Source organism: Limnohabitans sp. (assembly GCF_040401495.1).
GTDB lineage: Bacteria > Pseudomonadota > Gammaproteobacteria > Burkholderiales > Burkholderiaceae_C > Limnohabitans.
On record NZ_JBBAOI010000009.1, the window covers coordinates 1 to 23,529 of the forward strand.

At 55.3% G+C, this 23,529-nt stretch carries 21 protein-coding genes; 3 read left to right on the top strand and 18 right to left on the bottom strand.

The annotated features are described in order from the left end of the window. Window positions 1–33: 33 nt before the first annotated feature. From AC9UEO_RS07600 to gbd, 3 genes are read right to left on the bottom strand one after another with little or no spacing between them, the layout of a single operon-like run. Entirely contained in the window at window positions 34–654 is a 621-nt protein-coding gene (locus tag AC9UEO_RS07600; protein WP_509531709.1) for an amidase, read from the bottom strand. Next, on the bottom strand, window positions 651–878 hold the full coding sequence (locus AC9UEO_RS07605; protein WP_509531715.1) for a hypothetical protein: 228 nt from the start codon (window positions 876–878) through the stop codon (window positions 651–653). Before AC9UEO_RS07605 ends, AC9UEO_RS07600 begins: the two co-directional genes overlap by 4 nt. Before the next feature lie 14 nt (window positions 879–892). Next, a complete protein-coding gene (gbd, locus tag AC9UEO_RS07610) occupies window positions 893–2,041 on the bottom strand; it encodes a 4-hydroxybutyrate dehydrogenase (RefSeq protein WP_509531718.1) in 1,149 nt (382 codons plus the stop codon). Between the two features lie 61 nt (window positions 2,042–2,102). Here gbd and AC9UEO_RS07615 point away from each other — a divergent pair, with 61 nt between their 5' ends. Further along, window positions 2,103–2,960 (top strand): YbgC/FadM family acyl-CoA thioesterase, encoded by an 858-nt coding sequence (locus AC9UEO_RS07615; RefSeq protein WP_509531907.1) that lies wholly within the window; start codon window positions 2,103–2,105, stop codon window positions 2,958–2,960. A 9-nt stretch (window positions 2,961–2,969) separates the two neighbouring features. Here the strand turns inward: AC9UEO_RS07615 and AC9UEO_RS07620 are convergent, their stop codons facing one another. The 15 genes from AC9UEO_RS07620 to AC9UEO_RS07690 form a co-directional block, all read right to left on the bottom strand. Continuing rightward, window positions 2,970–4,052, bottom strand: coding sequence for a patatin-like phospholipase family protein (locus AC9UEO_RS07620; RefSeq protein WP_509531720.1), 1,083 nt, complete (start codon window positions 4,050–4,052; stop codon window positions 2,970–2,972). Between the two features lie 13 nt (window positions 4,053–4,065). Beyond that, window positions 4,066–5,670, bottom strand: coding sequence for a PglL family O-oligosaccharyltransferase (locus AC9UEO_RS07625; RefSeq protein WP_509531723.1), 1,605 nt, complete (start codon window positions 5,668–5,670; stop codon window positions 4,066–4,068). A 176-nt stretch (window positions 5,671–5,846) separates the two neighbouring features. Then, window positions 5,847–6,749 (bottom strand): SDR family oxidoreductase, encoded by a 903-nt coding sequence (locus AC9UEO_RS07630; protein WP_509531726.1) that lies wholly within the window; start codon window positions 6,747–6,749, stop codon window positions 5,847–5,849. Continuing rightward, window positions 6,746–7,681, bottom strand: coding sequence for a glutathione S-transferase family protein (locus tag AC9UEO_RS07635; protein ID WP_509531729.1), 936 nt, complete (start codon window positions 7,679–7,681; stop codon window positions 6,746–6,748). Before AC9UEO_RS07635 ends, AC9UEO_RS07630 begins: the two co-directional genes overlap by 4 nt. Next, entirely contained in the window at window positions 7,681–8,694 is a 1,014-nt protein-coding gene (locus tag AC9UEO_RS07640; protein WP_509531732.1) for an NADP-dependent oxidoreductase, read from the bottom strand. Before AC9UEO_RS07640 ends, AC9UEO_RS07635 begins: the two co-directional genes overlap by 1 nt. A 14-nt stretch (window positions 8,695–8,708) precedes the next feature. Beyond that, the gene (locus tag AC9UEO_RS07645) at window positions 8,709–9,500 is read right to left on the bottom strand and encodes an SDR family oxidoreductase (RefSeq protein WP_509531735.1); all 792 of its coding nucleotides are present in this window, start codon (window positions 9,498–9,500) and stop codon (window positions 8,709–8,711) included. A 64-nt stretch (window positions 9,501–9,564) separates the two neighbouring features. Next, window positions 9,565–11,385 (bottom strand): acyl-CoA dehydrogenase family protein, encoded by a 1,821-nt coding sequence (locus AC9UEO_RS07650; protein WP_509531738.1) that lies wholly within the window; start codon window positions 11,383–11,385, stop codon window positions 9,565–9,567. A gap of 67 nt (window positions 11,386–11,452) precedes the next feature. After that, a complete protein-coding gene (locus tag AC9UEO_RS07655) occupies window positions 11,453–12,628 on the bottom strand; it encodes an acetyl-CoA C-acyltransferase (RefSeq protein WP_509531741.1) in 1,176 nt (391 codons plus the stop codon). 10 nt (window positions 12,629–12,638) lie between these two features. Next, on the bottom strand, window positions 12,639–14,741 hold the full coding sequence (locus tag AC9UEO_RS07660; RefSeq protein ID WP_509531744.1) for a 3-hydroxyacyl-CoA dehydrogenase NAD-binding domain-containing protein: 2,103 nt from the start codon (window positions 14,739–14,741) through the stop codon (window positions 12,639–12,641). A 55-nt stretch (window positions 14,742–14,796) separates the two neighbouring features. Further along, on the bottom strand, window positions 14,797–15,492 hold the full coding sequence (locus AC9UEO_RS07665) for an ABC transporter ATP-binding protein (RefSeq protein ID WP_509531746.1): 696 nt from the start codon (window positions 15,490–15,492) through the stop codon (window positions 14,797–14,799). After that, a complete protein-coding gene (locus AC9UEO_RS07670; protein ID WP_509531749.1) occupies window positions 15,493–16,257 on the bottom strand; it encodes an ABC transporter ATP-binding protein in 765 nt (254 codons plus the stop codon). It abuts the gene before it with no gap. Then, window positions 16,254–17,522 carry a branched-chain amino acid ABC transporter permease gene (locus AC9UEO_RS07675; protein WP_509531751.1) on the bottom strand — a complete coding sequence of 423 codons (1,269 nt, stop codon included), beginning with the start codon at window positions 17,520–17,522 and terminating at the stop codon, window positions 16,254–16,256. Before AC9UEO_RS07675 ends, AC9UEO_RS07670 begins: the two co-directional genes overlap by 4 nt. A gap of 2 nt (window positions 17,523–17,524) precedes the next feature. Next, entirely contained in the window at window positions 17,525–18,556 is a 1,032-nt protein-coding gene (locus tag AC9UEO_RS07680; protein ID WP_509531754.1) for a branched-chain amino acid ABC transporter permease, read from the bottom strand. A gap of 70 nt (window positions 18,557–18,626) precedes the next feature. Next, window positions 18,627–19,859, bottom strand: a complete 1,233-nt coding sequence (locus AC9UEO_RS07685; protein ID WP_509531757.1) for a branched-chain amino acid ABC transporter substrate-binding protein — start codon at window positions 19,857–19,859, stop codon at window positions 18,627–18,629. Window positions 19,860–19,926: 67 nt separating this feature from the next. Beyond that, a complete protein-coding gene (locus AC9UEO_RS07690; protein ID WP_509531760.1) occupies window positions 19,927–21,552 on the bottom strand; it encodes a 3-(methylthio)propionyl-CoA ligase in 1,626 nt (541 codons plus the stop codon). Between the two features lie 66 nt (window positions 21,553–21,618). Between AC9UEO_RS07690 and AC9UEO_RS07695 the strand changes: the two genes are divergently transcribed. Continuing rightward, the gene (locus tag AC9UEO_RS07695) at window positions 21,619–23,115 is read left to right on the top strand and encodes a protein adenylyltransferase SelO (RefSeq protein WP_509531910.1); all 1,497 of its coding nucleotides are present in this window, start codon (window positions 21,619–21,621) and stop codon (window positions 23,113–23,115) included. Further along, window positions 23,112–23,528 carry a peptide-methionine (R)-S-oxide reductase MsrB gene (msrB, locus tag AC9UEO_RS07700; protein WP_509531763.1) on the top strand — a complete coding sequence of 139 codons (417 nt, stop codon included), beginning with the start codon at window positions 23,112–23,114 and terminating at the stop codon, window positions 23,526–23,528. The genes AC9UEO_RS07695 and msrB overlap by 4 nt, the downstream gene beginning before the upstream one ends. The last annotated feature ends 1 nt before the right edge of the window (window position 23,529 follow it).

Here is a 23,529-nt window from a genome sequence, read left to right on the forward strand (position 1 = left end):
CAATCTCTCCTTTAAGAAATTAGCCCATCTGTCTCAAACCATTTGAAGACGGACACGTCCGTAGGTGGGGCGTATACCCACAATGCCATTGATGGCCGAGGGCAATCGAATGGAGCCACCAGTGTCTGTGCCAATGGCGCCCCAGCAGGTACGCGCTGCCACCGCCACGCCTGAGCCGCCGCTGGAACCTGCGGGGAAACGTGTGGTGTCCCAAGGGTTTTTCACCGCGCCGTAATGCGGGTTGTCCGAGGTGCCGCCCCAAGCGAACTCGTGCATATTGAGCTTGCCCACAAAAATCGCACCCGAGGCGCGAAGCCGCGAGGCGATGGTGGCATCATGGTCGGGCAGCCAATCGGACAGCACCTTGCTGCCTGCGGTGGTACGCAAACCTTTTAAAGCAATGTTGTCTTTCAGTGCAATAGGGATGCCATGCAGCGGCCCCAAATCGTGACCCGCGGCTTGCATGATGTCGGCAGCCTTGGCCACCTCTCGCGCCTGCTCATAGACGCTGATGTAAGCGTGTAAATCGCCATCGATTCTGGCAATACGCGCCAAAGAAGCGTCGACCAACTCCACCGGCGAGACTTTGCGGCTTTTGACCAAAGCAGCGGCTTGGGTCAGGCTGAGTTCTAACAATTCGCTTGGGGTGTTCATGCTGCGCCCTCGCCTTCATGGTTGCCGGGATGGGCGAACACCGTCGCTGGCACCAGTGCTTGGTGTTGGGCGGCCGACATTTTCTCGCTGAGTTGGTTGGCGTCTTTCAGCCACGCATCCAGCAAAGGGGCGACCACGGCCAAGCGTTCTTTACTCAGTGGCAAGGCACCAAAGTGACCCAGTTGGGCCACCAGTTCAGGGGAGACGGGGGTATGTGTGCTCATGGTTTTCTCCTTGTTCACATCGACGCTTGCAGCATGACGCGGTAATCGTCTGGCGAGGCTTCACGCGGATTGGTTTTGTGCGAGTGGTCAGCGATAGCGCCCACAATGATGTCGTCAAACTGCAAGGCACTCACACCCATCGAGGCTAAACCGCTTGGCAGGCCCAAAACAGCGTTCATGGCGTGGATGGCGTCTCCTAGGGTTTGTGCAGGTTTGGCGCTTTCGGGCAAACCCATGGCTTGGGCCATGCGGGCCAAGCGAAGTTCTTTTTGCATCGCAGGCGCTTGGGCATTGAAGGCAATGACCGCGGGCAAAAACATGGCGTTCAAAGTGCCGTGGTGCAACTTGGGGTTGATGCCGCCCAAACTGTGGCTGAGCGAATGCACACAGCCCAAACCTTTTTGAAACGCCATCGCCCCTTGCATGGAGGCGCTCATCATGTTCAGGCGTGCATCGCGGTCGCTGCCGTCACGGGTGGCGCGTTCGATATTGGCCCAACCACGCGCCAAACCGTCCAAAGCGATACCGTCGGCAGGTGGGTTGAAAGCCGAGGACATGAAAGTTTCCATGCAGTGTGCAATGGCGTCCATGCCTGTTGCTGCGGTCAAGAGGGGCGGCAAGCCCAGGGTGAGCGCAGGGTCGAGCAAAGCCACTTTAGGCACCAAATGCCAAGAGTGAAATCCCAGCTTGCGACCATCGTCCACAATGAGAATGGCACCTCGGGCCACCTCACTGCCCGTACCCGCCGTGGTGGGCACCGCAATCAGAGGCAAGACTTTGTCGGTGATGCGGGGTGAGCCACCCTCGATGGTGGCGTAGGTGGTGAGCGGCCCCTCGTGGGTGGCAGCAATCGCTACGCCCTTGGCGCAGTCGATGGAGGAGCCGCCGCCAAACGCAATCAGGCCATCGCATTTGTTTTGTAGACACAAAGCGGTGGAGGCGCGAACTGCGGCTTCGGTGGGGTTGGACGGTGTGGCATCAAACACCGTCACCGAAACGCCTTTGAGCGCATCCAGCGCCTGTTGCAGTAAACCCGCGGCTTTGATACCTGCATCGGTAACGATCAGAGGACGCGAGACCCCAATGCGCTGACACTCATCGGCCAAGCGTTGCAAAGCGCCGTATTCGATATGGACTTGGGTGATGTAAAAAATACTCGCCATGGTGATTTCCCGCTCTGCTCGTTGTAGGATGCCCCCCACTTTAACGGACAACACCCCCGCCATGAACCGCCAAGACTTTCGCTTTTTTCACGCCCTCAGGGTGCGCTGGGTTGAGGTCGATATGCAAAAAATCGTCTTCAATGGTCACTACCTGATGTACCTAGATACCGCTGTTTCTGACTATTGGCGAGCCTTGGCCCTGCCCTACGAGGAAAGCTTGCACGGCATGGGCGGCGATTTGTTTGTGGTCAAGTCCAGCTTGGAATACAAAGCCTCGGCGCTCTACGACGATTTGCTGCACATTGGTATGCGTTGTTCGCGCATAGGCAACTCCTCCATAGTGTTTGACGGCGTGGTATTTCGTGGTGAGCAAGTTTTGGTCAAAGGCGAGTTGGTGTATGTCTATGCCGACCCCGATACACAAACCTCCAAACCCGTGCCACAGGTTTTGCGCGATGCCTTGCTGGGCTTTGAGCAAGGCGAGCCTATGACGAGCTTGCAGCTAGGCACTTGGGCGCAATTGAAACCGCTCACAGGCCTCTTGCGTACCGAGGTATTTGTTCAAGAGCAAGGCGTGGACCAAGCCATGGAATGGGACTCCCTCGATGAACATTGTGTTCACGCGGTTTTGTGCAACCGTTTAGGCTCGCCTGTGGCAACAGGTCGTTTGCTTCCATCGGCCAATGGCGTGGCCAAAATTGGACGCATGGCGGTCAAACGGGTGCTGCGCGGTCAGCGTTTAGGCGATCAAGTCTTGTCAGCGTTGATGGACGCAGCCCGCGAGCGTGGTGACAAACAGATACTGCTCCATGCCCAATGCAGCGCTGAAAACTTCTACCGCCGCCAAGGCTTTAGCCGCCAAGGCGAGGTATTCATGGAAGCCAATATGGCGCATGTAGAGATGGTCTGCGCTTTGTAACGCAAGCCCTTAGAGGGCTTCGACTTTGCCAAAGTCGGGTTGCAACAACCAGTTGGCCAACTCGTCTGCCAAACGCTCAGCCTCACCCACGGCTTGTTTCCATACCTTGACCCGAGCGGTCAAATCTTGGCCGTAGGTGGTGAAGTCACTGCGATCAGGTAACTTGCCGTTGGGCAGACTGCTCACCCATTCGGGGTCAGGTGCCAACAAAATGGTGCTGTCTAAAAACACGCTGGCGTGGTGGCGGCTGGTCAGCTTTTTGTCCAACCAGCCAGGCACCACGGCTTTTTGGAAATGCGGATACAGCGTCAAGCCCTTGGCTTGGCGGTAATCCAAGTGCAAGTGGTAGTCGGTGATACCGCCATCCCAATAGGCACCCGCAGGTGCGCCATGAATGGCTTTGACCGCTTCCAACACAAAAGGGATGGAGCAACTGGCTTGTACTGCGTCCATGAAGTTGTCTTCGCTCAGGGCCAGTTGGCGTGAGGGGTAGTCGCTGGTTGCAAATGGCAGTGGGTGGGGCTGGCCCATGAAGGGGCTGGAAAACACCACACGCTCTAACCACTTGCCCATGGCGGGGCGGCTGACAAAGTTGCTGATGTAGGCCGCGGCATAGCCCAGTGGTGTTCGCCACGCATTGTCTTTTGACAGCAAACCCAAGCCGCGCGAGGTCATCACATGCAGGCGATAGCGCGGATGCTGAATCACTTGGTGAATACGTCCGCTGTAAAAGCGCTGCAAATTGGCGGCGAAATCTGTGCTGACTTGGTGCGGCGTGGGGCGACGCTGGCCGGCACTGAGTTGGTAGTGCTGATGGATATAGGCTTCTTCCAGCGCCAGCAATTCTTGTTCGGGGCGCGGTAAGCAGGCGGTGGCCAAACGCCATGCCCCAATGGAGGCACCCACCAGATCGATGGGCTGGTCACTGCGAGAAAGCCAATGGCCAAACAAAAAGCGGTCCATGGGCCCCAAGATCAAGCCCTTGGGGCCGCCCGCCGCCCCTGGCACCACGCTGATGTGCTGGGGCAACAAGCCTTTGTCTGCAATATGCTGACGCGCCGTGGGCCCCGCGTAAATGCGCAAGGCCTTCACGGGTAAACAGCGCTCAGGGTTTGCAGGCTTGGATGTCGGGGGGTAACTGGGCGAACCACGCTTGGTATCTTGGGTCTTGTAATGACATCAAGTGTATTTGAATTGACATCCAAGTTTCTTTGGGTACGTTCATGCACATGCGCTTGGCCAATTGGTTGGCAATCTCGGTATCTCTGTCTTGGATGGTGATTTTGAGTAGCGGTAAGTTGATGAACAAAGTTTGCGAAAACACATTGGCGTTTTGTTTGGCAATGGAGCGCAGCGCTTCTCGTGTGTTGTCATTGACCACGGTGTTGACCATGAAAACACTTTGGAACAGCAAACGGTTCCACCATACGCTTCGGTTGTCGGCTATGTATTGTTCTTGTGATGATTTTTGGAGGGAAAAACGCTCATAAGCGCTCACAGCTTTGTCATGGTCGATGCCAAACCATGCGGTGAAAAAAAGCATGGCGATACCCAAGGCCTTCACTGCCCACAAGGGTAAGCGCCAAACTATCGCGTCGTTGGGTAGCAAGGCGATCGCAAAGCCAAACAAGAATAAAAACAGCGCATGCCACAAGGGATATTCCAACATGCTGTGAATGCCCAATGCCAGCACCATGCACAGCATGGCCAGTTGCGGGCCGTCCACCTTGCGCCAAGGTTGTTGCTTGAACAACCAATAGGCTGCAAACCCCAGCAAAGACAGTGTGCCAAAGATACCTAACTCGACTTGCACTTGGGCCAACAGGTTGTGCGCATGGTCGACGGGTTCGTCGATGCTGGGGCTTAGCACCTCGCTGACTTGCAGTTGACGCCAGCCCACACCCATGAAAGGATGGTGTTGGATCAATAGCCAAACATCTTTCAATATCCGAAGACGGTGATTGCTGGAAGCTTCCACGGCTTTGCGTGAGTCATCCATTAATTGGCCTGACATCAGACCATAATTGGAGAGCAATTCCCCCGCGCCTATGGCCAACAGCTGCCAGACAATCATCGCCACCCAGACTATGGAGAGGCCTAGGCGATGGCGCATCCACACGAAAACTGCGCTGAGCATCGCTATCTCTAAGTAGCCGGTGCGTGAACTGGTGGCATAAATCGCCACCATCATGAAGCCCATGGCGATCAAGCGCCATGCTGAAGGTTGAGCACTTTCTTGCCCCTCCTCAGGATGCACAAATACCAAGCTAACCAGTGCGCAAACCATCAAACTGGCACTTAAATTAGGTTGAGCTAAAAAACCACCTTGGCGCGGAAACGATGCCGAAGTGTTCAGCCACGGACTAAGCCAGCTTTCCAGCTGAAGCATTTGCAGCCAAATGCCTGCGGCTTGCATCAGACCAGCTACCAACACACAGCTCATGACCGCTTGCGCCAGCGCCCTGCCCAGCCCAGCTTGTAGCCACATCTTGACCCAGATAGACAGCAACACACTGGCCAACAGGTAAGAGAGGGATACCAGTAAATAGCAAAAATATGCGGTGTTGACCCCTGCGATGTATTGAACAAAGCCCCACAACAGCCAAACGCCACACAAAATACCCAGTGAACCCAGTTCAATGTGCTCAGAGTGCCTTGGCAGACCGTAACAGCTGACCAAGCCGAACAAGCTCAGCCCGAAAAAGGCCATAAGGTCGCTGTTGAGGCGCGGTGTAACGGGGTTGACGAACGCAAGGGCAGCGCCTACAAACAGCAGAAAAAGTGCTAAAAACGCTATATTTATAGGTTTATTTGAATCGGCAAATGTTTTTTTGAAAGTATTCATTTTTTCAGTTTTGGTGAAATAAATGAATACATTATACACATTTATTGTTTTAATGAATTCCTAAGTGTTATACCTATATCGGGGCGCTCCGCAAACGGGTCAGGCGGGTTGTTTCCATGAACAATTGCATCAAAGCGGGTTTGGGCATTTCCCAAAGCTTTGGGATGGCTGTACACATAGAACTGATCCGATTTCATGGCATCAAACACCATTTGTGCCACCTGCGCTGCGCTGACTTTGCCGCTGCTCACGGCCTTGTCGCTCATGGCCTGACCGATCAATTGGCTTTGCGTGGGCGTTTGTGCGCTTAAATGTTCAGGGCGGTTGCGCTCGCTTTGGTTGATACCCGTAGGCACAAAGTAAGGACACAGCACAGAGGCACTGACTTGGTCGTTGACCAACTTCAGGTCTTGGTAAAGGGTTTCGGTCAAAGCCACCACCGCGTGCTTGGTGACGTTGTAAATGCCCATATTGGGTGGAGTCAGCAACCCCGCCATGCTGGCCGTATTGACAATATGCCCTTGGTAAGCGGGGTCGTGTTTGGCAGCTTCGAGCATCATGGGGGTGAACAAACGTACCCCGTGAATCACGCCCCACAGGTTGACGCCCAATAACCACTCCCAGTCCTTGACTGAGTTTTCCCAGACCAAGCCGCCCGCACCCACACCGGCGTTGTTGAACACAAAGTGCGGAGCGCCAAAGCGCTCTTGCACCGCCGTGGCCAGTTCTTGCATATCCTCGGCGTTGGAAACATCCACACGCTTGGCCATGACTTGAACACCCAAAGCTTTCATTTCGTCGTGTGCAACTTTGAGGGCGTCTTTTTGCACATCCACCAACACCAGGTTCATGCCCAGCGAGGCGCCAATGCGGGCGCATTCCAAACCGAAACCCGAAGCGCCGCCTGTCAAGACAGCGGTTTTGCCTTTGAAATCAGAAATCATGCCTCTGCCTTTTTCATGATGAATCCGTTGCGAGGGAAATGCACATGCACAGTGCCTGTAAGCGCGTCGTGGCGGCGCAAGCTAAAACGCGTACGCGTGGCAGCCACCAACTCGCCCTGAGTGGGTTCGGTGCCAAAACTCTCCGCATGCACAACAACCTGTGTGCCCAAAGGAATGCCGTGCTCATCTTGAAACACCTCTTTGCTCACATCCAAAGGCGAGGCCTCATGGGCGACCTTCAGCGCATCGGTGGCGCTCAGGCTTGTGCTGCTGCCATGGCCAAAAGCTTGCATGCGTTCAACCCAGGCTTTCACTAAGGGGGTGGTGTCCAAAATACCCGCCAGTACAGGGACTTTAACCACCGTGAACCACACCGAGTGGTAGACAGAAAAGTCAGCCAAAGTAGGCTGTGCACCCAGTAGAAAGTCCTTGCCTTCCAACATACTGGAGACGCGGCGCAGGTAGTTTTTATAGGCGCCTGTGGCGTCTGCGGCGGGCATACGAGATGCACCGCCACGCATGGCTTGGCGGTCGGCAGCAAACACTTTCACCACCTCGGGATCGGTACTGGCAAACACATGAGCAGCACCTGCAGGTTGGAAGTTGTAGCCCATGGCAGCGGGAAACACAATGTTGTCGGCCCATTGCGCCAAGGATCGAACCAAGCCTTTGGCATGTGAGCCATACAAAGAGGGGTTGGGCTGAGCGTGTTCCAACATGGTGCAAATCAGGCTGGTATCGCAGTAAATGTCAGCGCCAATTTGCAACACAGGGGTACGCCGGTAGCCGCCCGTCAATGGCATGAGGTCAGGTTTGGGCATGACCATGGGAATCGTCACACCTTGCCAAGACAGCTTTTTATAGCCCATGATCAAACGCACTTTTTCAGCAAAGGGCGAGGTGGGGTAGTGGTGAAGAATCAGTGCGGACATCAGATTTTCACCACTTGCTTGCCAAAGTTTTTGCCTTTGAGCAAACCAAAAAATGCCTCGGGTGCATTGGCTAAACCATGGGCCACGGTTTCGCGGGGTTTGAACTTTCCGCTGCCGACCATTGCGCCCAGTTCTTTCAAAGCTTCAGGCCAGTCGGCAGGGTGTTCGCTCACGATAAAGCCTTGCACTTTCAATCGGCTCATCAAAATCAAGGAAGGGTTGGTCATGGGAATCGGTTTGCCGTTGTAGCCGGCGATCATGCCGCACACTGCAATGCTGCCGAACTCGTTCATGCGCAGCATGACCGCATCCAAAACCATGCCACCCACGTTTTCAAAGTGGCCGTCGATGCCGTTGGGACATGCGTCTTTCAAGGCTTTAGACAAGGACAGGTAGTCGCTGTGCTGTTTGTAATCGATGCAAGCGTCAAAGCCGAGTTCTTTCACAACGTAATCACACTTGTCTTGGCCTCCCGCAAAACCCACCACGCGGCAACCGCGGGCTTTGGCCAAGGCACCAAAGGCGCTGCCCACTGCGCCACTGGCAGCGCTCACCGTCAAGGTTTGACCTGCTTTGGGGTTGATGATGCGAACCAAGCCGTGCCATGCGGTCACACCTGGCATACCGACAGCACCCAAAAAGTGGCTGATGGGCACGTGGATGGTATCGATCTTGCGAAGCGCAGCCGGTACATCGGCATCCACCACGCTGTAGGTTTGCCAACCGCCCATCCCGACCACCTTGTCGCCTACGGCAAATTGGGGATGGCGGCTTTCGACCACCTCGCCAACGGTGCCAGCGACCATGACGGCGTTCAAGGCTTGGGGAGCGGTATAACTTTTGCCGTCGTTCATGCGGCCACGCATATAGGGGTCAAGGCTCATGTACTCGTGCTTGACCAGCACCTGCTTGTCTTGCAAAGCGGGCGTGTCCAAGGTGAGAAGTTTGAAGTTGTCAGCAGAGGGTTCGCCTGTGGGGCGGCTGACCAAATGGATTTGGGGGTTGTGTGGCATGGAAGTCTCCTGTTTTATCCGCTGGTGATGCAGCTCACGCCGCCGTCCACCGCCAGCCATTGGCCGGTGATGTGCTTGCCAGCATCCGATGCGTAAAGCACCGTGATGCCTTTCAAGTCTTCGTTGTCGCCCAAACGCCGCAAGGGGGCGCTGGACTTCAATAGATCTTCGCCGTAGGTCTCAAAGGTGCCCGCAGTCATTTTGCTGGGGAAGAAGCCTGGGCAAATCGAGTTAACGCGGATATTATGAACACCCCACTCGCCAGCCAAGGCGCATGAGAAATTGATGACCGCAGCTTTGGAGGTGTTGTAGGCGATGGTGTTGATGCCTGTGGGGTTGCCCCCCAAACCGGTGATGGAGGCCACATTGATGATGCTGCCGCTGCGTCTAGGAATCATGCTGTGCTTGCCAATGTACTGGCTGAGGATGAAATAACCACGCACATTCAGGTTCATCACCTTGTCCCAGGCTTCCAAAGGGTGGTCCTCGGCAGGCGAACCCCATGCAGCACCAGCGTTGTTGAGCAGCACATCAACATGGCCAAATTGTTTCAAAGTTTGTGCACCCAGTGTTTGCAAATCATCGGGGTCGGCGCAGTTCGCCGCCATCCAATGTGCATCAATGCCAGCGGCTTTCAGTTCTGCGGCGGCTTGCTCTAACTCGGACGCTTTGCGGGCGCTGATCATGACCTTGGCACCCGCTTCGCCCAAGGCATAAGCCATTTGCAAACCTAAGCCCCGAGAACCGCCTGTGACCAAGGCGGTTTTGCCGGTTAAATCGAAGAGTTGGGTGACGGTGCGGGTCATGTGGCGGTCTCGCAGAAAAATGGGGCTGGGTAAAGTTGAAACGAATGGGCATTGTGCCGTGGCCTCAAAACGCCGCTTCTGGCGTATCGGCGCAGGTGTTGTCGCGGCTGTTGACCACGTTCAACCAAGCGCCAATTTTGGGCAATTCGTAGTGAAAGAAAAACTGGCAAGCCTGTCTGCGACCCAGGTTGGCGTCGCCCTCGCCTTGTGAAGACATGGCCACTTGCAGCCACACCCAAGCAATGACGGTGTGGCCAAAAGCCTGCATGTACGGCACGGCATTGGCCAGTGCCACAGCGGGTTCGCCACCTGACCAAGCTGCTTGGGTGGCATCACTCAGCTGTTGCACCGCTTGTTGTAAAGCTTGGGCATGGGGTTTGAATTCAGGGTTCGCCGCTTGTGCTTGGGCCACGGTGGCCAACATGTGTTGCGACAGCAGTTTCAAGCCGCGCCCGTCTTCCAATAGCACTTTGCGTCCGAGCAAGTCCATGGCTTGGATGCCGTGGGTGCCTTCGTGGATCATGTTCAGGCGCTGGTCGCGCCAATACTGCTCGACCGGAAAATCGCGGGTGTAACCATAGCCACCATGGATTTGGATGGCCAAGCTGTTGCCCTCCAAACACCACTCGCTGGGCCAGCTTTTCACAATCGGGGTCAGCACCTCCAGCAGCCATTGGGCGTCGCTTTGTTGCGTGGCGTCGCCGGTGTGCAACTCGTCGACCAAGCGAGCGCAGTACAACCCCAGCGCCAAAGCGCCCTCCCCATAGGCTTTTTGCGCCAGCAACATGCGCTTGATGTCGGCGTGTTCAATGAGGCGCACGGGTGGCTTGGAGGGGTCTTTGCCCGCTGGCCCCACAGGCCGACCTTGGGTGCGGGTTTTGGCGTAGTCCAGCGATGCGTAGTAACCCGCCAATCCCAGCATGGTGGCGGCCAAACCCACGCCAATGCGGGCCTCGTTCATCATGTGGAACATGCATTGCAAGCCCTTGCCAGCCTCGCCCACCAAGTAACCAATGGCGCCAGATGAACCCCGCACCGGGTATTTGCCCTCGCCAAAGTTAAGCAAGGTATTGACCGTGCCGCGCCAGCCGAGTTTGTGGTTCAACCCAGCCAGCGCCACGTCGTTGCGTTCACCCGTGAGTTGCCCTTGGACATCGACCAAATGTTTGGGCACGATGAACAGCGAAATGCCTTTGGTGCCGGCGATGGGTTTGCCGTCAGGGCCTGGAATTTTGGCCAACACCAAGTGGATGATGTTCTCGGTCAACTCGTGGTCGCCAGTTGAAATCCACATCTTGTTGCCCTTGAGGCGAAAACGTGGTCCCAAGGGGTCTTGTGCGTGGTCGTCACCATCGGGCGTGGCGCGGGTGGCCACATCGGACAAGGACGAACCCGCTTGCGGTTCGCTCAAACACATGGTGCCGGCAAAGCGGCCGTTGAACTCGTTGATCGCAAAAATGGTCTTTTGCAAGTCACTGCCGTGCTTCATAAGCAAATTGGCGTTGCCCACCGTCAACATGCCCCCGCCTATGCTGACGGATGCGCAAGCGAAAAACGCATTGGCTGCGGCCTCGACGGTGTAGGGCAGTTGCATACCGCCGATGTCGTGGTCTTGGGCCGCGCTCAACATACCGCTTTGCACATAAGCATCGTGGGCGTATTGGGTGCAGTCAGGCAGTATGACTTTTTCACCATCAAATGAGGGCTCTTGAATATCTACCGTGCGGTTGAATGGCGCGTACTTGTCGCGGGCGATGCGCTCGCAGGTATCCAAGACCGCATCAAAAGTTTCACGGGAATGGTCGGCAAACCTGCTTCGCGACGTCAAGCCATGAACCATCAGCCAGTCGTACAGCAAAAAATCAACGGTGTCTCTGAGGGCCATGGCTGGACTTTAAAAGAAAAAACCCGCCACTCAGGACGGGTTGGGTATGTGGTGTCCGGTGCGCGACTTAAAGCACCTCAAAGATGCCCGCCGCACCCATGCCCCCGCCAATGCACATGGTCACGCACACGCGTTTGGCACCTCGACGCTTGCCTTCGATGAGGGCGTGACCGGTTAAGCGTTGGCCGCTGACACCATAGGGGTGACCTACCGCAATGGCGCCGCCATTGACATTGAGCAACTCAGGGGGAATGCCCAATTTGTCACGACAGTACAGCACTTGCACCGCAAAGGCTTCGTTCAGTTCCCACAAATCGATGTCTTGGATGGACAGGCCCAAACGTTTCAACACTTTGGGAATGGCATAGACCGGACCAATGCCCATTTCGTCAGGCTCGCAACCCGCCACCGCAAAGCCCAAGAAGCGGCCCAAGGGTTTCAAGTTGTGTTTGGCGGCGTAGGCTTCGCTGGTGACCACACAGGCACCCGCGCCATCGGAAAACTGTGAGGCGTTGCCTGCGGCAATCACGCCACCGGGCATGGCGGGCTTGATGCCGGCAATGCCATCAGCCGTGGTGCCTTCGCGAAGACCTTCGTCGGCGCTGACGGTGACTTGCTTGGTCATCATGCCCATGACTTTGTCGACCACACCGGCTTGCACCGTGATGGCAGCGATTTCATCATTGAACTTGCCTGCTGCTTGCGCCGCGCAGGCTTTTTGCTGGCTGGCCGCACCGTATTCGTCCATGACGTCGCGCCCGATGTTGTAGCGCTTGGCCACTTGTTCGGCGGTTTGCAGCATGTTCCAGTAAATCTCGGGCTTCTTTTTGTTGAGCGCGGGGTCCATCAACATGTGTTGGTTCATCTCTTGTTGCACACAGGAGATGCTTTCCACGCCACCGGCCACATACACATCACCTTCACTGGCAATCACGCGCTGTGAAGCCAAGGCAATAGTTTGCAAACCCGACGAGCAAAAACGGTTGACAGTCAGGCCGCTCACGGTGATGGGGCAGTCGGCCATCAAGGCGATTTGGCGGGCGATGTTGGCGCCGGTCGCGCCCTCGGGGTTGGCGCAACCCATGATGACGTCTTCAACGTGTGCGGCGTCAATGCCAGCGCGGGCGATAGCGTGTTTGACCGCGTGGCCGCCCAAAGTGGCGCCGTGGGTCATGTTGAAAGCACCGCGCCAGCTTTTGGCCAAGGGTGTGCGAGCAGTTGAAACAATGACAGCGTTGGTCATGATGGGTTCCTTAATTGAATGTTTTACCGTCTGCGACCAAACGGGCCAGCAAGGGGGCGGGTTGCCAGAACTTGGCGTCGTCGTGGGGGTTTTGCGCAAAGCGGTGCATGGCTTGCACCACGTTGAACAGCCCAAATTGGTCGGCATAGTTCATGGGGCCGCCCCGGTAGATGGGGAAACCATAGCCGGTGATGTAGACCATGTCGATGTCGCTGGCACGAGCGGCGATGCCCTCTTCCAAAATGTAGGCGGCTTCGTTCACCAAGGAGAACACCAAGCGCTGCACGATTTCGTCGTCGCTGATTTTGCGAGCGGGGACGCCCAAGCTGGTGCGGTGCTGGGCGATCATGTCCTCCACCTCTTTGTTGGGAATGGCGTCGCGTTTGCCTGGCAGGTAGTCGTACCAGCCTTTGCCCACTTTTTGACCATATCGGCCCATCTCACACAGCACATCGGCGGTCTTGCTGTATTTCATGTCGGGTTTTTCCACGTAGCGGCGCTTGCGAATGGCCCAGCCAATGTCGTTGCCCGCCAAGTCGCCCATGCGAAAGGGGCCCATGGCAAAGCCAAACTTTTCCACCGCCTTGTCGACTTGTTGGGGCGTGCAACCTTCTTCGATCAGGAAACCGGCTTGGCGGCTGTACTGCTCGATCATGCGGTTGCCAATAAAGCCATCGCAAACGCCTGACACCACCGCGGTTTTCTTGATCTTTTTGGCCACGCCCATGACGGTGGCCATCACGTCTTTGCTGGTTTTCGCGCCGCGCACCACTTCGAGCAGCTTCATGACGTTGGCGGGGCTGAAAAAGTGCAAGCCCACCACGTCTTGCGGGCGTTGGGTAAAGCTAGCGATGGCGTTGACATCCAAAGTAGAAGTGTTGGAGGCCAAAATCGCGCCGGGTTTCATCACCTCGTCGAGCTTTTTGAACACGGTTTCTTTCACGCCCAGTTCCTCGAACACGGCTTCAATCACCAAATCGGCGTCTTTCAAATCCTCGTAATTCAGGGTGGAGGACAGCAAAGCCATGCGCTGCTGGAGTTTGTCCTCTTTGAGCTTGCCTTTTTTGACCTGAGCTTGGTAGTTTTTCTCGATGATGGCCAGCCCACGGTCCAGGGCATCTTGCTTCATCTCCAAAATCTTGACAGGAATTCCAGCGTTGAGGAAGTTCATGCTGATGCCGCCACCCATGGTGCCAGCCCCAATGACGGCCACGCTTTTGATTTCCCGCACGGGGGTGTCTGAGGGCACATCAGCAATTTTCGTAGTGGCACGTTGCGCCACAAACAAATGGCGCAAAGCGCGGCATTCGGGCGTCCACATCAGGTTGGTGAAGATTTCGCGCTCAGCTTCCATGCCTTGGTCGAACTTCATCTTGGTGGCGTTTTGTACCGCTTCTATGCATTTCAGAGGAGCTGGGTATTTACCCTTGGTCATGCCGTTGACCATGTTGGTAGTGAATTTGAAGAAAGCGTCTGCGTTAGGGTGTTTGCAAGCCATGTCACGCACACGCGGCAAGGGCGAGGTACCGACGACGCTTTTGGCAAAGGCAATGGCTTCGTCCATCAAGGTCGCGGCGCTGGTGGCAATTTGGTCAAAGAGTTTTTGACCGGGCAACATGGCCAGCATCTCGCTCTTGATGGGTTCGCCACTGACGATCATGTTCAAAGCGGGTTCCACACCCAGCACACGCGGCAAACGCTGGGTGCCACCTGCGCCCGGGATGAGGCCGAGCTTGACTTCAGGTAAAGCCACATCGGTGCCGGGCGCTGCAATGCGGTAATGGCAACCCAGTGCCAACTCCAAGCCCCCGCCCATGGCAACCGTGTGAATCGCAGCCACCACCGGTTTGGTGGCGTTTTCAATCGCAGTAATCAGGGTGAGCAAATGGGGCTCTTGGATGGCCTTGGGTGAACCAAATTCTTTGATGTCTGCGCCGCCCGAGAAGGCCTTGCCCGCACCCGTGACCACCACCGCTTTCACCGCGTCGTCAGCCATGGCTTTGCCAAGGCCTTGAATGAACGCTTGGCGGGTGGCCAAACCCAGTCCGTTGACCGGTGGGTTGTTCAAAGTAATGACGGCAACATCGCCGTGAACTGCATAGTCAGCACTCATAGGAATTCCTTGTCAGAAGCGGGTGAAGAGATAAAAAAAGAACGATCGTACTATTTTATACCTCTAACCATTCCTTGCGAACAGCAGCGTTTGCCCGCAAGGCGTCTGGGGTGCCATCAAAAACCATGCTGCCGTGGCCCATGACCAAGGCACGGTCAGAAATTTGCATGGCAATAGTGAGCTTTTGTTCAATTAGCAAGACCGACACCCCACGGTTGCGCAGTTCGCGCAAAAACTGGCCTACCAGTTCAACGATTTTGGGGGCCAAGCCCTCGGTGGGTTCATCGATGATGATGAGTTCGGGGTCGCCCATGAGGCTGCGGCACAGGGTCAGCATTTGTTGCTCACCCCCAGAAAGTACACCGGCCTCGGTGTGCTGGCGTTCACGCAAACGCGGAAAGAGTTTGTACATATCTTCAAAATCCCAACGGCCTTGGGGTTTTTCGCCCTTTAAGCCCAGCAAAAGGTTTTGCTGCACCGTGAGTTTGGGGAAGATGTCGCGGTTTTCAGGCACATAGCCCAAGCCGAGGTGGGCGATCTCAAAGGGCTTGCGCCCTACGATTTGCTGGCCCAGCCAATCGACACTGCCTTGGGCATCCACCAGCCCCATGATGGCTTTGGCGGTGGTCGAGCGTCCAGAACCGTTGCGACCCAACAGTGCCACAATTTCGCCCTTGCCAACTGAAAAGCTCACACCATGCAGCACATGGCTTTTGCCGTAATAGGCGTGGAGGTCTTTGACTTGCAACATTCAGTGGCTCTCTTGCAAACTGCCTAAATAGGCCTCTTGCACCAAGGCGTTGGCGCGGACTTTGTCGGGGGTGTCAAACGCGATGATCTCGCCATACACCAGCACCGCGATTTTGTCGGCCAAGCCAAACACCACGCCCATGTCGTGTTCCACCGCCAGCAAGGTTTTGCCATGCGTGACCTCTTTAATCAGGCCAATAAAACGCTCGGTCTCGCTGTTGTTCATGCCAGCAGTGGGTTCATCGAGCAACACCACCTCGGCGCCACCGGCCATGGTGATGCCAATTTCCAAAGCTCGTTGCTCGGCATAGGTCAGGTTCATGGCGAGTGTGTCACGCTTAGGCGCCAAACGGATGCGCTGCATCCAGTTCTCGGCCAGTTCGTTAGCGTCTTTCAAATTGCCCAAGAAAGACCAAAAGCTGTAACGGTGGCCCAAACTCCACAGCACCGCGCAGCGCAGGTTTTCAAACACGCTGAGTTTGGGAAAAATATTGGTGATTTGGAAGCTGCGTGACAAGCCCATGCGGTTGATCTCAAAGGGCTTGAGTCCGTCAATGCGCTGCCCCTTGAGGCTGATACTGCCAGCGCTTGGAGCAAAGCGACCGCTAATGAGGTTAAACAGCGTGGACTTGCCAGCGCCGTTGGGACCAATGATGGCGACCCTCTCCCCCGCCTTGACCTGTAAGTTCACCCCACGGATGATTTCTGTTTTGCCAAACTGTTTGGTCAGGCCTTGGATGTCCAGCGAAAACGACGCATCGTTCATGCGGCCTCCTTGGCTTGTTGAGCGGCGGCGATCTCTGTTTGTATATCTCCCCAAACCAAGGAAAAGCGGCGACGCACCGTTTCAAACACGGCCAAACCTACAGTGAGCAAGGCAAGCGAAACGCCCCATGTCGAGCCACTGTCGGTATTGAGTACCCAACCTGCAAAGGCCAGTTCAGGGCCGTTAGCGGCATTGAGTTGCAGGTGGTAAATCATCTCAACCAAAGCGCCTGCACCTGCCAACATCAAGCCCATCGCCACAGCCAAACCTGCATAGGAGGGCAGCAAGCGCTTGAAGGCACCAGTTTTTGCAATCCTGAGATTCATCATGATCAAACCCGCCAAGCCCCCTGGGGCATACACCACCATGAACAAAAACACCAAACCAAGGTAGAGCAACCACGCTTTGGTGATTTCAGACAGCAGCACAAAGGCCAGCACCATCAATATGCCGCCCAAAATAGGTCCGAAGAAAACCGTTGCACCCCCTAAAAAGGTGAACAATAAGTAAGACCCCGAGCGCGCAGGCCCGACCACTTCAGCAGTGACGATTTCAAAATTGATGGCCCCCAAACCACCCGCAATGCCTGCAAAAAAGCCGGCAATGATGAAGGCTCGGTAGCGCACTTGCTGGGTGTTGTAGCCCACAAATTCCACACGTTCGGGGTTGTCACGCACCGCATTCAATATGCGCCCCAAGGGAGTTTGGGTCAAGGCGTACAAGAGCGCCACAGAGACAAAGGTGTAAAAAGCAATCAGGTAGTAGACCTGCCGTTGGGGTCCAAAAGTGATGCCCATGAAAGCCTCGCCCACCACGCGGTTGGCTGACACGCCGGCCTCACCGCCAAAAAACTCGGAGAACATCAGCGACATGGCAAACACCAACTCGGCCATGCCCAGCGTGATCATGGAAAACGTGGTTCCTGATTTTTTGGTGGTCACATAGCCCAGCAAAATGGCGAAACCCATGCCTGCCAAACCACCCACCAAGGGAAGAATCACCACAGGCAGGTGCAGCACGCCCTGCCCAATCGCATTGAGCGCATGGATGGCAAAGTAACTGCCCATGCCGCTGTAGACCGCATGGCCAAAGCTGAGCATTCCGCCTTGTCCCAGCAGCAAGTTGTAGGACAGGCAAGCGATGATGGCGATGCCCATTTGCGACAGCATGGTTTGTGACAAATTGCTGGTGAACAGCCAAGGCGCTACCACCAATACCAGCGCAAAGCCCAGCCACACGCCATAACGAGTCAAGAGGTTTGACATGCTCATGTGTCCCGTTTGCCAAGTAAACCGCGTGGGCGAAAAATCAAAATCAGCACCAACATCAGGTAGGGCAAGATGGGAGCAACTTGTGACACCGTGAGTTTGATCACGCTGTTATTTTTCCAATCGGCAGAAAGCGGCAAGCCAATATCTTTGACCAGTTGCAACAAGGAATAGTCAATCGCCACGGCAAAGGTTTGCACGATGCCGATGACAAGCGAAGCTAAAAATGCACCGCTGAGAGAACCCATGCCACCCACCACCACCACCACAAAAATGACCGATCCCACGGTGGCTGCCATGGCTGGCTCGGTGATGAAGGTGAACCCTCCAATCACACCCGCCAAGCCAGCCAAGCCTGTTCCCATGGCAAACACCAGCATGAACACACGAGGCACGTTGTGACCCAAGGTTTCCACGGTTTCGGGGTGCGTAAGTGCCGCTTGGATGATGAGACCCGCACGGGTGCGGGTCAGCACCCACCAAAGGCTGATAACCATGGCAATGGCTGTGAACATAATGAAAGCGCGGGTAGCAGGGAAAGGGGTGCAAACAATGCGCACCGCGGTATCTGTGGCTTGACAGACCTCGCCGCCTGCACCTGAAACCAGCGACAAACCCAGTTGGCCGTGGTTGATCAGGGTGAATACTGGGCCTTGCAAGAAGGCAGGCGGGGTGAACTCCACCGCCACCCGTCCCCACAAGAGTTGCACCAACTCCAGCACGATGTAGGACAGACCAAACGTGACCAGCAACTCGGAGACATGGCCCATTTTGTGGACTTTGCGCAGAACTTTGCTCTCGAACAAAGCGCCAGCCGCCCCCGTCAAAACAGGTGCCAAAACCAAGGCGGGCCAGAACCCGATTCGACTCTCTAAGGTATAGCCGAAATAAGCACCCAACATATAAAAACTGGCGTGCGCAAAATTGAGCACCCCCATCATGCTGAAGATCAGGGTCAGGCCAGAGCTGAGCATGAACAGCAACAGGCCATAGCTCAGCCCATTGAGCGAGGAGATAAGGAAAAATTCCATGTCAGATCATGGCACTTAAAGCTGTCTCTAGATCACGCAGGGACAGCGAAAAAGCACCCATGCAACTCGATCAGGAAGGCATCTTCATCTGGCAGCTGGTCGGTGTGCTCGAGACATAAGGCTCAAAAGTTTTCACCAGCGCCAAGGTCATGCCCGTGTTTTCTACACTGTAAGGGAACTTTTTATCCGCTTTTTGCCAAACGGTCATGAACAGGGTTTGCTGCATTTGATGGTCAAGATTGCGCATTTCCATGTCGCCGTTGTAGCCCTTGAATTTGTGACCATGCATGGCGGCAGCCACTTTGACAGGGTCGGTGGAGCCCGCTTTGGCCATGGCTTGGGTGAGTAAATCAAAAATGCCGATCATGGAACCGGTGTACAAATCGTCGTTGTACTTGGCTTTGAAGCCTGCCAAGTACTGGCTCATGCGTCCGCCCATGTTGTAGTGGGCGTAGGCAATTTGGTAAACGCGGCCAGCGCCGCTTTGGCCCAATGCGGTGGGCGTGCCGGTCACACCGGCGTAATAGGTGAAGAAGCGGCCGTTGTAGCCGCCCTCATTGGCAGCTTTGACCAACAAGGCAAGGTCAGAGCCCCAATTGCCAGTGATGACAGAGTCAGCGCCAGAGGCTTTGATTTTGGCGATGTAAGGTGCGAAGTCACGCACCTGCGCCAAGGGGTGCAGGTCTTCGCCAACGATTTCAATATCGGGGCGCTTGCGACTCAGGTTTTCCTTGGCGTATTTGATGACTTGCTGGCCATGTGAATAGTTTTGGTTCAACAAAAAGACTTTTTTCACCTCAGGCATACCCTTGATGAAGGTGGTCATGGCTTCCATCTTCATGGAGGTGTCTGCATCAAAACGGAAATGCCAATAGCTGCATTTGCTGTTGGTGAAGTCGGGGTCCACCGCAGAGTGGTTGAGGAAGATGATTTCTTTGCCAGGGTTGCGTTCGTTGTGTTTGTTCACAGCGTCTAGCAACGCACCCGCAACTGATGAACCATTGCCTTGCGTGATGTAGCGCACACCTTGGTCCATGGCTGACTTGAGTTGGTTCAAACTTTCAGCGGGGCTGAGTTTGTTGTCCAAGCCAATGATTTCAAACTTCACACCTGCAGGGTTGCTTTTGTTGGTTTCCTCGGCAAGGTATTGCAGGGTTTTCAACTGGTTGGAACCGACGGGGGCCATCAGGCCAGACAAGGGGTCAATCCAAGCTATCTTGACGGTTTCACCCTTTTGGGCATAAGCGTTCAAAGACAAAATACTGGTCAGTGTCAAAGCCAGCCATGTTTTATTCGGTGCCATTCAAGTCTCCTGATTTCAATACCCTGAGCGTAATCGCAAACAGGGTTTTACACGGCTAGGGAATATCCTAGGAAGGAAGTTGATAAGTGCTCAACATTTCACGCAGTTTGGTCTTGAGCATTTTTCCTGTTGCGCCTAGCGGTATGGATTCGACAAAAACCACATCATCAGGAATTTGCCATTTCGCAATTTTCCCTTCGTAAAACTTCAGCAACTCCTCACGCACCACGGTTTTACCCGGTTTGAGCACCACCACCACGATAGGGCGCTCGTCCCATTTGGGATGTGCCATGCCTATGCAAGCGGCCATCAACACATCGGGGTGCGCCATGGCGATGTTTTCTACGTCGATGGAACTGATCCATTCGCCGCCCGACTTGATGACGTCTTTGCTACGGTCAGTGATTTGCATGTAACCATCGGCATCCACTGTGGCCACATCTCCCGTGGGAAACCAACCGTCCACCAAGGGCGAAGCGCCTTCTTGCTTGAAATATTCATTGATGACCCAAGGCCCTTTGACCAATAAATCGCCATAGGCTTTGCCGTCTTGGGCTTGTTCTTTGCCGCTGTCGTCCACGATTTTGAAGTCAATACCAAAAATCGCTCGCCCTTGCTTCAAGCGAATTTTCATCTTCTCGTCTTCAGGCAAATCGAGGTGCTTGTTTTTCAAGGTACACAAGGTGCCCAAGGGGCTGAGTTCAGTCATGCCCCAAGCGTGCAGCACTTCCACGCCATATTGATTGTTGAATGCCTCAATCATGGCGGGCGGACAGGCCGAGCCGCCTATGACTGTGCGTTTCAAGTAATTGAAGCGCAGCTTGTTGGCGCTCAGGTGACCCAAGAGCATTTGCCATACGGTTGGTACACCCGCAGCTAAGGTCACTTTTTCAGTTTCCAGCAATTCGTAAATTGACTTGCCGTCCAGCGCCGCTCCTGGGAAGACCAACTTGGCGCCGACCATGGCCGCGCTGTAAGGGATGCCCCAAGCGCTGACGTGGAACATGGGAACCACTGGCAGTATCGAGTCACGCGCAGACAGACACATGACATCGGGCAAGGCGCAGGCATAAGCGTGAAGCACGGTGGAGCGATGACTGTAAAGCGCCGCTTTGGGGTTGCCCGTGGTGCCACTGGTGTAGCACATGCAAGATGCCGAGTTTTCGTTCAAGGTCGGCCATACATAGGCATTGGACTGTTGGCTCATCCAGCTTTCATAGCTGACCAAGCCAGGAATGCCGCTGTCGGCAGGCAGTTGGTCTGCGTCGCACAAGGCCACCCAATGCTTCACCGTGCTGCATCGCGCATGGATTTGCTGGGCAATGGGCAAAAAGGTCATGTCAAAGCACATCACCTCGTCTTCGGCATGGTTGGCAATCCAAACAATTTGGTCAGGATGCAAGCGAGGGTTAAGGGTATGAATAACTCGCCCACTGCTGCTCACACCAAAATACAACTCCAAATGCCTGTAACCATTCCATGCCAAGGTAGCAACTCTGGCGCCTTGGCCAATCTTCCATTGGTCCAAAGCATTGGCGACTTGACGGGAGCGACTGGCAATGGCTGCCCAAGTGCTGCGATGGATATCGCCTTCCAATCGGCGCGACACGATTTCCACATCGCCATGGTGTTTTTCCGCAAAATCAATCAAAGAGCCGACAGATAAAGCTTGTTGTTGCATCAGTCCGAGCATGGACAGTCTCCTAGGGTCATCGCCCCGTACGGTTTAAGGTTGGGACGTATTGTGCACAATCTCACTATGCAATCTTTGGCTGATCCTTTATCTACCCTCGTTTGGCGCAACCGTTTCGCCACTTTGGGCGCCTCTTTTTTCACGCCTGTGAACGCTGCTCCATTGCGCGATGTGCATTGGGTAGCTCGCAGCGACGCTTTGGCACACACTTTGGGCCTTCATGCAGATTGGTGGCAAGCCAACACCAGCCTGCAAGCTTTGGCGGGCAATGAGGTGCTGCCAGGTAGTCAGCCCTTGGCCAGTGTTTACAGCGGTCATCAGTTCGGTGTGTGGGCGGGTCAGTTGGGTGACGGGCGGGCTTTGTGGCTTGGAGAAATCGACACACCCATAGGCTCGCAAGAAGTACAACTCAAAGGCGCGGGTTTGACGCCCTATTCCCGCATGGGCGACGGGCGGGCTGTGCTGCGATCGAGTATTCGTGAGTTTTTATGCAGCGAAGCCATGCATGGCTTGGGCATAGCCACCACCCGTGCCTTGGCTATCGTGGGTTCACCCGACAAGGTGTTGCGTGAAGAGGTGGAAACCGCTGCGGTGGTCACGCGAGTGGCGCCTAGCTTTTTGCGGTTTGGGCATTTTGAGCATTTCGCGGCTCTTGGTAGGCATGAGGAGTTACAGCAACTCGCCGACCATGCTATTGCAAACCACTTCCCTGAACTTTTGTCGCTTCCCAACGCAGCCGCGCGGTATTTGGGCATGTTGGAGACGGTGGTGCAGCGCACTGCCGCCCTTTTGGCCCATTGGCAGTCGGTGGGGTTTTGCCATGGCGTGATGAACACCGACAACATGAGCTTGTTGGGCCTGACCATTGACTACGGGCCCTTCCAATTTTTAGATGGCTTTGACCCTGCCCACATTTGCAACCACTCCGATCACCAAGGCCGCTATGCCTATGCACGGCAACCGCAGATCGCTTTTTGGAATCTGTATTGCTTGGGCCAAGCATTACTCCCGCTGGTTCAAGACCAAGATGCCACGGTGAACGTGCTGGATGTTTATAAAACAGCTTACCCAGTCCAACTCGACCAACGCATGGCAGCCAAACTGGGGCTGCAAGAAGTCAAAACTGGCGACCACGAATTGATCGATGCGGTGTTTCGCCTGTTGGCCACAGAACGCACCGACTACACGATTTTTTGGCGACGCTTGAGTCAAGCCGTGGCTGGTTTCGCGCAAAGCAACCAAGCATCCGCGTTTGACAGGGTGGGCGATATGTTCATAGAGCCAACTGCTTGGCAAGCTTGGCTGGGGCAGTATCTGACTCGATTGTCTGGCGAGGACTTGCGCCGCAGCGCCCAAGCCATGCTGGCTTGCAACCCCAAATTTGTTTTGCGCAACCATTTGGGCGAGCAAGCTATTCGCCAAGCGAAAATGGGCGACTTTTCCGAGGTGGCTGTCTTGTTGAAGTTACTGAGTGCGCCGTTTGACGAGCACCTAGACTTTGAGAGCCATGCCGCCTTCCCGCCCGATTGGGCTTCAACCATTTCCATCAGTTGTTCTTCATGACAGACCTTCCCAAGACCCCAGAACAATGGCGAGCTTTGTTGGCCAGCAAAGGCGGCGAACCTTTGGCCTATGAAGTCACAAGGCAAGCTGCCACCGAGCGAGCTTTCACCGGACGCTATGAAGGCCATTGGGCCAAAGGCCAGTACCGCTGCATTTGCTGTGACGCGCTGCTGTTTGATGACAGCACCAAGTTTGACTCGGGCTGCGGTTGGCCAAGCTTTTACCAAAGCGCGGTGGCGGGTGCCATCGAAGAGCGGGTGGACCGAGCGCACGGCATGGTACGCACCGAGACAGTTTGCGCTCAATGTGGCGCCCATTTAGGCCATGTCTTTACTGACGGCCCCGCCCCCACCGGTTTACGCTACTGCATGAACTCGGCGGCCTTGCAGTTTGATCCCCAAGACAAGGGCTGAT

Coding starts and splice junctions, on each gene's coding strand:
- AC9UEO_RS07600 (WP_509531709.1), bottom strand. CDS start 654: ATGAACACCCCAAGCGAATTGTTAGAACTCAGCCTGACCCAAGCCGCT.
- AC9UEO_RS07605 (WP_509531715.1), bottom strand. CDS start 878: ATGAGCACACATACCCCCGTCTCCCCTGAACTGGTGGCCCAACTGGGT.
- gbd (WP_509531718.1), bottom strand. CDS start 2,041: ATGGCGAGTATTTTTTACATCACCCAAGTCCATATCGAATACGGCGCT.
- AC9UEO_RS07615 (WP_509531907.1), top strand. CDS start 2,103: ATGAACCGCCAAGACTTTCGCTTTTTTCACGCCCTCAGGGTGCGCTGG.
- AC9UEO_RS07625 (WP_509531723.1), bottom strand. CDS start 5,670: ATGGCCTTTTTCGGGCTGAGCTTGTTCGGCTTGGTCAGCTGTTACGGT.
- AC9UEO_RS07630 (WP_509531726.1), bottom strand. CDS start 6,749: ATGATTTCTGATTTCAAAGGCAAAACCGCTGTCTTGACAGGCGGCGCT.
- AC9UEO_RS07635 (WP_509531729.1), bottom strand. CDS start 7,681: ATGTCCGCACTGATTCTTCACCACTACCCCACCTCGCCCTTTGCTGAA.
- AC9UEO_RS07640 (WP_509531732.1), bottom strand. CDS start 8,694: ATGCCACACAACCCCCAAATCCATTTGGTCAGCCGCCCCACAGGCGAA.
- AC9UEO_RS07645 (WP_509531735.1), bottom strand. CDS start 9,500: ATGACCCGCACCGTCACCCAACTCTTCGATTTAACCGGCAAAACCGCC.
- AC9UEO_RS07650 (WP_509531738.1), bottom strand. CDS start 11,385: ATGGCCCTCAGAGACACCGTTGATTTTTTGCTGTACGACTGGCTGATG.
- AC9UEO_RS07655 (WP_509531741.1), bottom strand. CDS start 12,628: ATGACCAACGCTGTCATTGTTTCAACTGCTCGCACACCCTTGGCCAAA.
- AC9UEO_RS07660 (WP_509531744.1), bottom strand. CDS start 14,741: ATGAGTGCTGACTATGCAGTTCACGGCGATGTTGCCGTCATTACTTTG.
- AC9UEO_RS07665 (WP_509531746.1), bottom strand. CDS start 15,492: ATGTTGCAAGTCAAAGACCTCCACGCCTATTACGGCAAAAGCCATGTG.
- AC9UEO_RS07670 (WP_509531749.1), bottom strand. CDS start 16,257: ATGAACGATGCGTCGTTTTCGCTGGACATCCAAGGCCTGACCAAACAG.
- AC9UEO_RS07675 (WP_509531751.1), bottom strand. CDS start 17,522: ATGTCAAACCTCTTGACTCGTTATGGCGTGTGGCTGGGCTTTGCGCTG.
- AC9UEO_RS07680 (WP_509531754.1), bottom strand. CDS start 18,556: ATGGAATTTTTCCTTATCTCCTCGCTCAATGGGCTGAGCTATGGCCTG.
- AC9UEO_RS07685 (WP_509531757.1), bottom strand. CDS start 19,859: ATGGCACCGAATAAAACATGGCTGGCTTTGACACTGACCAGTATTTTG.
- AC9UEO_RS07690 (WP_509531760.1), bottom strand. CDS start 21,552: ATGCTCGGACTGATGCAACAACAAGCTTTATCTGTCGGCTCTTTGATT.
- AC9UEO_RS07695 (WP_509531910.1), top strand. CDS start 21,619: ATGCAATCTTTGGCTGATCCTTTATCTACCCTCGTTTGGCGCAACCGT.
- msrB (WP_509531763.1), top strand. CDS start 23,112: ATGACAGACCTTCCCAAGACCCCAGAACAATGGCGAGCTTTGTTGGCC.